The 437-nt window shown below is 45.5% G+C and carries 1 protein-coding gene; it reads left to right on the forward strand.

Translation table 11 applies throughout. The features are described 5' to 3' along the window. The first annotated feature begins 1 nt into the window (after position 1). The gene (locus ACTHUM_RS19920) at positions 2-247 is read left to right on the forward strand and encodes a GIY-YIG nuclease family protein (protein ID WP_440403996.1); all 246 of its coding nucleotides are present in this window, start codon (positions 2-4) and stop codon (positions 245-247) included. Positions 248-437 lie beyond the last annotated feature (190 nt).

Raw genomic sequence — 437 nt, forward strand, 5'->3', positions numbered from 1 at the left:
CCTGATTTTGTGCGAAAACGGTGCGTTTTATTGCGGCATCAGCAACCGTCCTCAAGAGCGATTTGCGGCGCACTTGTCAGGAAAAGGCGCGAAATACACGCGGTTGAACAAGCCTGTCGAGATGCGCATCGTTTCAGACGGCCTGAATAAAAGTGAAGCGCTGAAACGGGAAATAGGCATTAAGAAATTGACGGCAGAGCAGAAGCGGGGATTGTGGGCGGAAGCTGAAATATTGGCAAAAGGTTAATGGCGGCAATGGATTAAATTGTAGTCGGGATATGAATAACCACATAAACAAGTAAGCCTGCTGGTGTCTTTTGCATAGCCAAGCGGCAAATGTTTATTAACATGATTCAAAAAGGCCGTCTGAAACCTGATTTGGGTTCAGACGGCCTTTTTAGGATAAGAGGCGGTTTAATGCTTATTGTATTATATGG

The sequence above is a fragment of the Neisseria sp. P0021.S006 genome (assembly GCF_051956895.1).